Raw genomic sequence first — 12224 nt, 5'->3', positions numbered from 1 at the left:
AGTGATGTGACCGTTTTTTTATTCTGGTCATTTTTTTGCCACAAGAGATAATATATCACCCTTTATTTAGAATAGCAATAGCAGTAGCTTACTTTATTTTCACTACTGCTCTTCCGTCTTAATTCCACTCATCATATAAAATTCAAGGTGATTTGCAATTTCTTCTTTACTAAAGGAAGGATGCGTTTTTTCCCAATCGAAAATAAGCGCGATATACATTTTAAACATAAGAAAGGCTGCAAGAGATGGATCACATCTTTTCACTTCGCCATCTGAAATGCCACGTTCAATCTCTTGTTCAAGAAAATGAAGGATCGCCTTTTCTACAAGGTTCAAAGCATCCATAGCTGCAGGGGTTCCAATCTCACGTACTTCTTGAGAGAGCTTTATCGCCAACTTATGCTCCCGCCGATGTTCCAATACACTATAAAGCGCACGATGAAGATTTTCAAAAAACGTATCCTCTCTATGAATGGAATCTTGAGCAAGTTCTTTTAGTTCAATAACCATTCCCCGTACAATTTCATTGAACAGTTCCTCTTTATTTTTAAAGAAATTATAGATTGTTCCCTTCCCTACATTCGCAATTTTAGCAACTTGATCCATTGTTGTCGCTTTGTAGCCAAACATTGAAAATGATTTTTCAGCTGCTTCCATTATGCTTTTCTTTCGATCGAACGTCATCTTACTCCTCCTATTGTTTTATAATTGGCAATGTGACAGTTACGGTTGTTCCAACGTCCTGGGCACTTGTATAGTGAACTTTCCCCCCAACATTACGCATTAATCGATTTGTAATCATCGTACCGAGTCCAGTTCCCTTCGATTTTGTTGTATAAAATGGCAAACCGATCTTCTCAAGTTCTTGTTCACTCATCCCTGCCCCATTGTCACGAATCACGATATCTACCGTACCTTTTTTTGTCCCATATTGCAAAGCTACAAGAATAAGACCTTCGCCTTCTATGGATTCAATCGCATTTTTAATTAAATTTATTAAGCATTGTTTTAATTCTTGAGAGTTCCCCCATATTAAAAATTCACCTTTTTCTTCATAATGAATTTTCACATTATAATAAGAGGCAAGTACTTCAGTTAGAGCCGTTGTATCTTTCACAACCTTGTTCAAATCAACCTGTTCATAGTTATCTTTAGTTGGTTTAATTAACATCAGGTAGTCCGTAATAATTTTATTGGTTCGTTCAACTTCTTCGAGCATGAGTGGAGCATAATTTTTTACTTTACTATCCTCAGTGTCACTTGAGATAAACTGTAGCAGTCCTTTAATCGTTGTTAAAGGATTTCGAATTTCATGCGCAATCGCCGCTGCCATTTTCCCTGCCACAGACAACTTTTCTAAATATACTGTTTCTTGAAGCTGAATGTTAATCATAACTAACCGCTCTGTTAAGTAAAAGATAATAAAATAAGCAATCATAAATGCAGTAAAATAAATGGGATAGAAATAAGATTGTAACGGATCTAAGAATAGAATGAGAATCACGATGTAAGAAAGGATAAACACTCCACCAGTAATTAGAATTCCCTTCCACTTTCGAATAGACTTTCGGAAATAAGGGCCAAAACTACTAGCAACGATAAACCCTATAACAGCGATTAATACACCCACCCATGCATTCTCGCCGCCCATCCACAATCGGCCAGTAGAAATGGTAAGTGTACAAATGATCCCAGGCAGTTTACCACCATAAAGAGTGACAAGAATGAGAGGAACAACTCGTAAATCAAATACAGTATCTCCGAATGTCTCCAGTGGGAAAAGCATACAAAGCAACGCCATCACTGAACTGATTGCTCCGTATATTAATTTTTCTTTTAAATTAATTGAGCTTGCTCTCGTAAATGGCATGACCATATTCCAGATAAATAACACTGAGAAGAGCATTGCAATATTAACAAGTAAAGGTCTTGCCATCTCTAACATGATTATTTCTCCTTTGAGACTAATTGTTGCCATTTACATTCTACCACTAGACCTCTTTCGACACTAACAAAATTAGATAATCATTCCAGATTGAGACGGCAAAGAATTTAGAGCAAAACACATTTAAGGACACATCTAATGGATGTGTCCTTAACCTTATTTCAAATAGTTTTGAACTGAAGTAACAGCTTCCTCGCCTTGGTCAATACAGTCAGGAAGACCTACTCCATTATAAGAAGCACCTGCCAGAAAAACACCAGGCATTTTCTGATGGATACCTTTTATTACCTTATCGATTCTTTCACGGTGACCGACTTCATATTGCGGCATCGACTGTCGCCATCTTGTAATACGATAAAACTCAGGATGGCCCTCAATTTCCATAATTTGATTCAGGTCGTTTAATACCGTCTGTACAATTTCTTCATCACTCTTGTCGACGATTTCTTCTTTCCCTGCTCTTCCAACATAGCAACGAAGAAGAACTTTTCCTTTTGGTGCAGCGTGTTCCCACTTCCGATGAGTCCAGGTACAAGCTGTAATGGTGTAATCAGCATTTCGAGATACAACGAACCCTGTGCCGTCCATTGCCTTTTTGATCGCTTCTTCTGGAAAGGCCATTGCAACTGTGGCAACTGTTGTAGAAGGCATTTCTTGCAATGGAGCGACTTCTTCATGCTCTCTCAGCATGTGAAAAACTTGCTGATGCGGCGTTGTAACGATGATGGAATCAGCCATTAATTCTTCTCCGCTCGTTGTCAGAAGCGTATATGAGTTCTGGTTTCTCTGTATCTGATCCACCTTAACACTTTTTCGAATGTGCACATCTGTTAACTTTTCTTCGAGGGTTCTGACAAAGGACTGTAATCCTGATTTAACCGTTAAAAATGCTGGCTTTTTCTTACCAGTACTTCTTCTAGAAGGTGGCGTTGTCTTTTTCATACCTACTATCAAGCTACGGTACTCCTTTTCCACTTCTGAGAATTGCGGGAATGTAGACATCAAGCTTAGTTTATCGATATCGCCTGCATAAATGCCTGACAATAACGGTTCAATTAAATTCTCCACCACTTCATTTCCAAGTCGTCTTCTAAAGAATAATCCTAGCGATTGATCTGCATCTCCGTTATTCGCTCTTGGAAGAATTAAATCTCCTGCCGCTCTTGATTTTCCTTTTAAGCTAAATAATTTAGTCGATATGAATGGTGAAAGTTCAGTTGGGATGCCCATCACAGCTCCCCCCGGTATTGGATAGAGCTGATCGTTATTCAACACAAAAGCTTGACCAGTCGAATTCGGAACAAGCTGATCTTCCATACCAACTTCTTTTACCAAACGTGCCGCACTCTCTTTTCTCGCAAGAAAAGAGTCAGGACCGCGTTCAATTACAAAGCCATTTGTTGTATCTGTCTGAATCTTTCCACCGAGACGATCCGTGCCTTCAAGTAACGTTATCTCATATGGGAGATGAGCATCTCTCATCTCTTTTTGAAGATAGTAGGCGGCTGTTAAACCCGTGATTCCGCCTCCGATAATGACAATTTTTTTTGTTTGCTTATTCATGACTTATCATCTTCTTTTTAATTAATTCGTTCGTCACAACTGTTGCTAAGATCTCAATAAATTCATTTGTCGCGTTTGGCATTTCTGGACGATGGTAAGCTGCCCCAAGTTCATCAGTCATCTGTCGACACTCATAATCGTTATCATATAATACTTCAAGATGATCTGCGACAAAACCAACAGGACAATAGATAAAACCTGTGTAGCCTTCCTGTTCAAACAAATCACGTGTTAAATCCTGAATATCCGGTCCAATCCAGGGGTCAGGCGTATTTCCTTCGCTTTGCCAACCTACCGCATAGTGATCAATACCAGCTCTCTTTGCAATATGTTTTGCTGTTTCCTCAAGCTGAGCTGGGTAAGGATCGCCTTCTTTTAGTATTCTTTCTGGTAAGCTATGAGCAGAAAAAATAACAATCGTTTTCTGTTTCTCTTGCTCACTTATTTGGCTTAAATAGGATTGAAGCTGATTGACCCAGTATTGAATGAACTTCGGCTCGTTGTACCATTGATCAATCGCTACTATATCGGGATAACCTAGCTTGTTTGCTTCTGTTCTAGCTCGTTCATTATACGTTTTTACACCAACAGTCGAATAGTGTGGAGCTAGCACAATACTAACCGCTTCCTCTATTCCATCTTTTTGCATATTGCGGACTGCATCTTCTACAAAAGGTTCAATGTGCTTTAAACCAAGATAGCTTTTAAACGTGACCTCATCGCCAAACTGTTTATTCATGTGATCTTCTAATTTTTGAGCCTGTTCTTTCGAAATATCTGATAGGGGAGATATACCGCCTATGGCTTCATAGCGTTCAATTAAATCCTGCAGCATTTCCTCTGTAGGTCGTTTCCCCCGACGTATATGTGTATAGTATGGTTCAATTTCTGCTTCACTTCGCGGTGTACCGTAGGCCATAACTAGTAGGCCGATGGTTCGCTTCATCCCATACCTCCCCCGTTTCTTTAACTATTTCTTTCGTGTGTACTCGTGTACAAAGTGAGTAAGACGTTGCAAGGTTTCGACTTGAACTTGCGGAAACACACCGTGTCCAAGATTAAAAATAAATCCAGGTGTTTCCATCCCCTGATCAAGGATTTCCTTCGTTCTTTCCTCAATAACATCCCATGGAGCAAGAAGGAGAGCCGGCTCTAGATTCCCCATTAGAGGCTTTGTTATGCCTTCCACTTCTCTCGCCTTCTTAATTGATATTCTCCAATCAATTCCAATCACATCGACAGGAAGCTTATTCCACTCCTGAATAAGGTGACTAGCTCCAACCCCAAACATTAAGAGCGGCACATTCAATTCTTTAAGACGTGAGAAAATTCTATTCATCACTGGTGCAATATAAGTTCGATAATCCGCTTCGTTTAGCGCACCTACCCATGAATCAAAAAGCTGAACCGCCTGAGCTCCTGCTTGTACTTGAGCTGTAAGATAAGCAATTGTCATATCTCCAAGCTTATTCATTAGTTGATACCATCCCTCAGGATCTGAATACATAAATGCCTTGGTTTTATGATAATTCTTAGACGGCCCACCTTCAATCATATAGCTCGCTACAGTAAACGGCGCCCCGCTAAATCCAATTAATGGAACAGATAGCTGGTCTCGAAGCATTTTAATGGTCTCCATCACATACGGAATATCTTTCAATGGATCAAGTTCGCCAAGTCGATCAATATCAGATCTTGTTTTAATCGGATTATCAATAACAGGACCAATTCCTGATTTAATTTCAACATCTATTCCAATAGACGGAAGAGGCGTCATAATATCCGCAAATAGAATGGCTGAATCAACCCCAAGTTGTTCAACAGCAAATCGCGTTACTTCCGCTGCTACTTCCGGATTCAAATTCATCTCATGAAACGAATACTTTTCTCTGATCTTTCTATACTCGGCTTGGTATCGCCCAGCTTGTCTCATATACCATACAGGTGTATGGTCCGTTTCTTCCCCCCGGCATGCCCGAAGAAATTGATCATTAAATGTTGCTTTATTCATGCTTGTCCACCTTTCTAATTCCACAACGTTCATTTATACATCCTTACATACTATAGCGATCGTTAGCTTCAGTGTACAGATATTGAAGAAAAAAGTCATAAAATCGTCCAACTTTGAAGCCGTTTACATCGTATACTTTAACACAATTCCTTTAGCAAAAAAGTGAATTTCCTCACTCATTTTCTGTTTTTCTTTATTGCGCTTGTTTTCTGTTTCTCTTATTCACTATTTTTAAACCTATCAAATAAGCTAACCGAAGCCTCATTAGATACTTCACCTTCTTGATCTGTTAACGGATTAAATGGTACAACTTCATATGATACAGATCCAAAGAAAGAAATCGAATTTCTAGTATACTCTCCCGTTCCATCTACTTCAGCGATTTGCTCTCGCTCTCCATCTTTTATTTCATAAATGTGATAAACGACACGCTCATCTGATGAAGCGGTCCACTTTAGTTTGACTGCCGGTAGACCATATAGAAAATCAAACTCAGCTTTAACATCATTAATAGTAGGAAGAGAGATTGGTTTCTCCATATCTTTCACACCTGAAGGTTTCTTAAACTCCTTCTGACTATTTTCATTCGAAGAGGCATTAATAACTTCTTTAAACAATTGAACAGGATATTCACTTCCACCAGATAAATAGTGTGAATCTGTGGTTCTATCGTACCCCATCCAAACAGCACCAACGTATTCAGGAGTGAATCCAACAAACCAGGCATCGCGAGAGCCTCCTGATACTCCTTCATAAGAAGTGGTTCCTGTTTTACCAGCAACTGCCACCTCCGACTTACCACTTGTAGCAGTACCATTCTTTACAACGCCCTCAAGAATCCTAGTCATATACCATGCCGTTTGCTTTGAATAAACTTTTTCTTCAGTCTGATTGGCTTCTCCCACAAGCTTGCCATCATTATTGTATAGTTTACTAATAAAAAATGGCTCAATCTGCTTCCCATCTTCAATAAACGGTCGATAAGCTGCCATCATTTCAAATGGTGATACGCCCTTATCAATCCCGCCAAGTGCGATTTTCAGGTCACGATCTTCAATCGAAAGTCCACTTTTCTCAAGATAAGATTTGGAATACGGAATACCAATTTCATTTAGAAGCCAAACAGCAGGGGCATTCGCCGACACTCTTACAGCATCATAAAGTGAAAGTTTGCCTTTGTATTGATTATTATAATTGGATGGTGAGTAACCATCGTAATCAATCTTCTCATCTTTAAGTAACGTATAAGGACTATACTCTTTTTTCTCAAGCGCCGGAGCATAAACCGCTAATGGTTTTAGAGCAGAACCAGGTTGTCTTTTGGCTGTAACGTGATTAAACCCTTTCTGAACGTAATCACGACCTCCCTGAACGGCCACTACACCTCCGCTTGCTGCATTCATCATGGAAAACCCTCCCTGTGGTGGGGTTTCTGCGTCGCTTCCTGGAAATAGAGCATCATTTTGAAACTGTTCATATGCGGCTTTCTGCAATGAAGGATTTAATGGTACAACGATTTGATAACCACCCCTCAGCACCTCTTCGTTCGATAAATTATATCGTGTCTTAGCTTCTTGAAGTGTCATATCAATATACGTAAGATATGCCGGTTCTTTCGTAACCTCAGCAATATCAAGAGCAAGCGTTTTTCCCTGAAGGCGAACTGCTTCTTCTGGTGTTAAATAATCATGCTTTTCCATCAATGTTAAAACAAGATCACGTCGATCTTTACTTTCTTCTGGATGGTTAATAGGCGAATAATTAGATGGTGCTTTCGGGAGACCCGCAAGCATGGCCCCCTCCTCTACGCTTAATTCTGAAGCGGGTTTGTTAAAAAACATTGTAGAAGCAGATTGAATACCATAGGCCCCATGACCGAAATAAATTTGATTCAAGTACATTTCTAAAATTTTTTCTTTGCTATAACTCCGTTCGAGATTAATTGCAATAACGGCTTCTTTTGTTTTCCTAAGCCACGACTTATCATTCGTTAGAAACACATTTTTAGCGAGTTGCTGTGTGATTGTACTTCCTCCTTCCACTTTCCCACCTGCTAAAATGTCACGATAGAGCGCTCTTCCTATTGCTTTCACATCCAAACCATGATGTTCATAGAAGCGACTGTCTTCTGTTGCTACAAATGCTTCTTGGACATGATCAGGGATGTCATCTATTGAAATAGGTTCACGGTTTTCGAAATAAAGTTTCGTTATAAGATCACCATCTTCATCGACGAGTTCGGTTGCAGAATTCATTACAAGCTTTTTTTCGTCAATAACATAGTTTCCTGCTAATAATATCCCTAAGTATCCTAATAACCCAATTAGGAACACGGCGAGAGTTGCGATTAAGCCTATGCCGAGTTTTTTCATTCTATATGGCACTCCCTTTAATCAATTAATTACAGCTAAGCTTACATGAAATAGTGCGTATTTTGTACTATAGACAATGACGATTCTGTTTAGTTTTTGCCAAATAAGGGTAAAGTATCAGGCAAATCTCCCTGATCATTTAATTGAAAGGATGGGTATGATGAATAGTTACGTTACATATGGAACTTACGATTATCTATTGAAACTAAAAGAAAAACACGAGGATAAGAATGTTTTCCTCTTCACTAATCCAGATGGTGCTGCATTGTATCACGAAACAAATGGCACTACTTTTTTCAAGAACGCAAAAAAATATGAAGTTATCGACAGTAAAGGAGATGTACAAAATCCTGGATTTGTTGTGTTAAATCATATCCCTGTCGAAGAGAGTGAACGCGCTGTATTTGAAGATCGTTTTAAAAACAGAGCGGGCAAGGTTGAGAATGAACCGGGCTGTGAGGGAATCCGAATCTTACGACCTGTGGCTAATGACACTTATGTAGTAGCAACATTCTGGGATAGTGAGGCATCTTTCAAGAGCTGGCAAACATCTGAAGCCTATGAAACAGCTCATAAAAACCGTCATACAAGTAAAGGTCTTCCTAAAACGATTTTCTCGGGTAAACCTTATCTAAAAACCTATCAAATAGAAAAACCAGAATCAGTTTAATCGCAAATAGATCTGGGTAACGCTTAATTAAAACGGATTTATGGTAGAGGAGTGAGCCTTATGCTAGTAAGCGAAAATGAAGTCTATAAATATGCAATCGATACAAAAGATGGAGAAAAAGGCATCTTAAAGGAACTTTATTTCGATGATGAACACTGGGCGATCCGCTATCTCGTCATTGACACACATAAATGGTTACCAGGTCGTAAGGTGCTGATTTCTCCTATTTCTATCGAACATACGAACCATGACACTAAATCATTCTCCGTTTCACTTACTTCTCAAGAAGTAAGTGAAAGCCCTGATATCGATACAAACCAACCCATTTCTCGAAAACATGAAATGGACGTAAACCGCCATTTTAGCTGGCCCTATTATTGGGTAGGTACTGGTGCATGGGGAAACGGGATGTATCCTAGACCATTTATGGCAGATGATTTACCTGATGCAAATTCATCACTACGCAATTCCAATGAAGACGAGGAAAACCATCTGCGTAGCACGAAGGAAGTAGCCGGCTATCACATCCAGGCTACGGATGGTGAGATTGGTCATGTTAAAGATTTTATCTTTGACGAAGAAACGTGGCAGCTTCGTTATTTTATCGTTGATACAAAAAACTGGTTTTCAGGTAAAGAAGTTCTACTCTCAACCAAATGGATCCATGATATTAACTGGCAGGACCGCACGGTTGTTGTAGATGTTACTAAAGAAGACATTGATCAAGCTCCAGAATATCGATTAAACGAACCGATTACACGTCGATTTGAAGAAGATCTTCATGCCCATTATGGAAAAACTGGATACTGGAAATTTTAACTAAGGCGAGGTGGTCTTCCATCTCGCTTATTTTGACATAATCCGAGATCATTTCCCAGGGAATTTGAATAGTGGACAACCAACACTAGTTTTCAACAAATTCGCCTGTCACAAATCTGTTGGTTTATATTTCCTCCTAAAAAGGGTACTTGTTGTAAAAGAGAAAAGATAGGAGCGTTTTTGTGGCAAATCCAAGTAAAAAACACAAAGAAGTTAAATATCCTGAAAGACAATTTTATTTTCCCGCACAAATCGTAGAAACATTTATTGCTAAAGGAGAATCTCATAGCGATCGTCCCCTTAACAGACAGTTTATACTGTCCATTTTAGCTGGAGCATTCGTAACATTTGGCGCTATTTTCTCTGTCCTTATCGCGATGGGGGTAGAAACAGAAGGCGTTAGTAAACTTCTATCAGGCATCGGCTTCGTAACGGGGTATGCCATTGTCTTTATTTCAGGAGCTATTTTGTTTACAGAAGTAAATGTCCTCCTTCCCACCTATATTCTTCAAAGGAAGTTTTGGATTCCGAAAAACATATTAAAGTTCTGGGTCGTTTGTTACTTCGGTAACTTAATTGGTGCTTTACTAGTGGGGACGCTTGTTGTGGCCTCCGGCTCATTAACCCCTGAATTTTATTCAGAATTAACGACGTATACCGAACATAAAATGAAATTCTTATCTGATGGAACGTTAGGCTGGTTCCAAATTCTGCTCTCAGGAATTATCGCAAACTGGTTAATTGGAATGGCTGCATTTCTCGCCACTGCCGCTCGTGATTTAACTGGTAAAGTACTTGCAACCACACTCCCTGTCATTATTTTCGTAGCAGGGAATTTCCAGCATAGTGTCGCAAATATGGGTTATTTCAGTACCTCCTTTATCCATGGATCCGAATACTCCTGGATTGAATTTCTTTTCTTCAACCTGGTCCCCGCAAGTATCGGGAACTTAATCGGTGGTGGTGTTCTCGTAGCTTTAACATTTACTTATGCTTTTAAAGAAGAAATCAATGAAGAACGACTGCCAAAAGAAGAAGCAGAATGAAATAAGGCAGCATGTCAATGGACATGCTGCTTTTTATAATCTCAATTAAACGAATAAAAATGAGCGTTTTCTTAGCTATCAGCTTCGTTCGAATTCAAAAGATTAATCATCCTGTACGAGTGTAGATTATGATTGATAAGGGAATAAGAAAGAGAGATTATGTGAAAGGAGCCATAACATTGACACGTGTAGCCATTATCTTAAATCCTAAAGCAGGAAATGTTAAAATGGTCAATCAAATTGAACTGATACAAGAACGACTTCAAGAAAGATATGAACACGTTTCTCTTCACAAGACAGAACATGAAGGGCACGGTGCTGAATTAGTAGAGGAATGGGCGGATGATGTCGACATTCTGATCGGTGCTGGTGGAGATGGTACCATCTATGAACTAGCAAATGCGATTTGTAAGAGGGAGAATCGTCCTATTTTCGGTGTGATTCCTGGTGGAACTTGTAATGACTTCTCTCGAGCGATTGGGATCAATCAAAATCCGATACAAGCTGTCGAACAGCTTTTAGAAGATAACCGTTCCCTTATTGATGTTGGACGCTCTAATGACGAGTATTTCTTGAATTTCTGGGGGATTGGTTTAATCACGCAAACATCTGAGAACATTAATCCTGATACGAAAGAGGTTTTTGGAAGGCTTTCCTATTACATTAGTACAGCCCAAACAATTAATAATCCAGAACCTTTTCACCTTAAAGTAGAAGCCGATGAAACGAATTTTGAAGGCGAAGCGGTGATGATGATTGTGGGTAACGGTCCTTTTACAGGAGGCATTCAAGCTTTCTTCCCTGAAAACAACCTGCAAGATGGAGAATTCGATGTATTAATCATTAAAGAGACGTCACTCCCTACTTTCTGGTCAATTTTTCAATCCAAAGTGTTCAAACAATCTCGATTTAACGAAGATATACTTCATTTCCAAACAAAGAACTTAAGTATAACAGCCAGTCCAGAACAAACAATCGACTGTGACGGAGAACGTTATTATACGACCCCGTCCACACTCGAAGTTCTACCAAAATACTTAACTGTTCTTACTGGAAAAAACTTTCCGAACTGATCCTAAACTGAAAGAGGAACGTTTCATCCAAAGAACCCACTCCAATGAGAAGATACAAACAGATAGCCAGAGGGTACCGGCTGCATAGCCTGCTAGTACATCACTTGGATAATGAACACCTAAATAGATTCGGCTAAATCCAATCATTAGAATAAATAGTAGTACAAGTAAGCCACTTATCCATTTTGTTGTCCTTCCTCTCTGGCTTCTTACAATTAAATATCCGATAAATCCATAAAGTAAAAAAGATCCCATTGCGTGGCCGCTTGGAAAACTATACCCAACCGCATCATAAGCAGCATCTACAGAAGGTCTGGATCGTGCAAAGAAATGTTTTAACACTTTCGTTAAGAGGCCGCCTGCCGCCTGAGCAATGATAAAAAAGAGAATACTCCATCCATCACGTTTCTTAAACCACAGTATAGCTACTGTTGCGATTGAAACTACTGTGATCCACCAAACTGATCCTAATTCTGTAATGATTTCGATCACGTTCAACAGTCCATCAGACCTGATAGGGTCGATTGCCGATATGATCGATTGATCAAATTGAAGCGTTTCTTTTTCAAGTATTTCTTCCGCTAACTCTGAAAATAACATGATTGCTAATATAGCAACTAATAGGCCAAATGCATTTAAGACAAGAGGTAACCAAACCTTTTTTTGTTTTAACGCTCCAGAAAGCGTACTAAAAAACTCATTTTTGTTCATATTCTTACGCCTTT

11 protein-coding genes and 2 pseudogenes are annotated in these 12224 nt (G+C 39.3%); 4 read left to right on the top strand and 9 right to left on the bottom strand.

What is annotated here, in order from left to right; genetic code table 11:
* Positions 1-102: 102 nt before the first annotated feature.
* The 8 genes and pseudogenes from ATG70_RS21290 to ATG70_RS21265 form a co-directional block, all read right to left on the bottom strand.
* On the bottom strand, positions 103-684 hold the full coding sequence (locus ATG70_RS21290) for a TetR/AcrR family transcriptional regulator (RefSeq protein ID WP_098446456.1): 582 nt from the start codon (positions 682-684) through the stop codon (positions 103-105).
* A 10-nt stretch (positions 685-694) separates the two neighbouring features.
* On the bottom strand, positions 695-1171 hold the full coding sequence (locus tag ATG70_RS23020; protein ID WP_373560807.1) for an ATP-binding protein: 477 nt from the start codon (positions 1169-1171) through the stop codon (positions 695-697).
* 54 nt (positions 1172-1225) lie between these two features.
* A pseudogene (locus ATG70_RS23015) lies at positions 1226-1357 on the bottom strand (histidine kinase dimerization/phospho-acceptor domain-containing protein); the annotation flags it as partial.
* A gap of 126 nt (positions 1358-1483) precedes the next feature.
* Positions 1484-1870: pseudogene (locus tag ATG70_RS23010) on the bottom strand (LytS/YhcK type 5TM receptor domain-containing protein); the annotation flags it as partial.
* Positions 1871-2101: 231 nt separating this feature from the next.
* Positions 2102-3508, bottom strand: a complete 1407-nt coding sequence (gene hemY, locus ATG70_RS21280) for a protoporphyrinogen oxidase (RefSeq protein WP_098446454.1) — start codon at positions 3506-3508, stop codon at positions 2102-2104.
* Positions 3501-4454, bottom strand: coding sequence for a ferrochelatase (gene hemH, locus ATG70_RS21275; protein WP_098446453.1), 954 nt, complete (start codon positions 4452-4454; stop codon positions 3501-3503). The genes hemY and hemH overlap by 8 nt, the downstream gene beginning before the upstream one ends.
* Positions 4455-4478: 24 nt before the next feature.
* Positions 4479-5519: a uroporphyrinogen decarboxylase gene (gene hemE / locus ATG70_RS21270; protein WP_098446637.1), complete on the bottom strand. Its 1041-nt coding sequence runs from the start codon at positions 5517-5519 to the stop codon at positions 4479-4481.
* Positions 5520-5737: 218 nt separating this feature from the next.
* Positions 5738-7891, bottom strand: coding sequence for a transglycosylase domain-containing protein (locus ATG70_RS21265; RefSeq protein WP_098446452.1), 2154 nt, complete (start codon positions 7889-7891; stop codon positions 5738-5740).
* A gap of 160 nt (positions 7892-8051) precedes the next feature.
* Between ATG70_RS21265 and ATG70_RS21260 the strand changes: the two genes are divergently transcribed.
* The 4 genes from ATG70_RS21260 (at position 8052) to ATG70_RS21245 (ending at position 11499) form a co-directional block, all read left to right on the top strand.
* On the top strand, positions 8052-8561 hold the full coding sequence (locus ATG70_RS21260; protein ID WP_098446451.1) for an antibiotic biosynthesis monooxygenase family protein: 510 nt from the start codon (positions 8052-8054) through the stop codon (positions 8559-8561).
* Positions 8562-8621: 60 nt separating this feature from the next.
* On the top strand, positions 8622-9380 hold the full coding sequence (locus tag ATG70_RS21255) for a PRC-barrel domain-containing protein (protein WP_098446450.1): 759 nt from the start codon (positions 8622-8624) through the stop codon (positions 9378-9380).
* Between the two features lie 182 nt (positions 9381-9562).
* Positions 9563-10426, top strand: a complete 864-nt coding sequence (locus ATG70_RS21250; protein ID WP_098446449.1) for a formate/nitrite transporter family protein — start codon at positions 9563-9565, stop codon at positions 10424-10426.
* 179 nt (positions 10427-10605) lie between these two features.
* On the top strand, positions 10606-11499 hold the full coding sequence (locus tag ATG70_RS21245) for a diacylglycerol/lipid kinase family protein (RefSeq protein ID WP_098446448.1): 894 nt from the start codon (positions 10606-10608) through the stop codon (positions 11497-11499).
* Here ATG70_RS21245 and ATG70_RS21240 read toward each other — a convergent pair.
* On the bottom strand, positions 11464-12210 hold the full coding sequence (locus ATG70_RS21240) for a phosphatase PAP2 family protein (RefSeq protein WP_098446447.1): 747 nt from the start codon (positions 12208-12210) through the stop codon (positions 11464-11466). The genes ATG70_RS21245 and ATG70_RS21240 overlap by 36 nt on opposite strands.
* Positions 12211-12224: the final 14 nt, after the last annotated feature.

It is taken from the genome of Bacillus sp. es.036 (assembly GCF_002563635.1).
In the GTDB taxonomy this organism is placed as follows: Bacteria; Bacillota; Bacilli; order Bacillales; family Guptibacillaceae; genus Guptibacillus.
The sequence above is the reverse complement of the archived record's forward strand: the minus strand, read 5'-3'. Positions and strand labels throughout refer to the sequence as shown.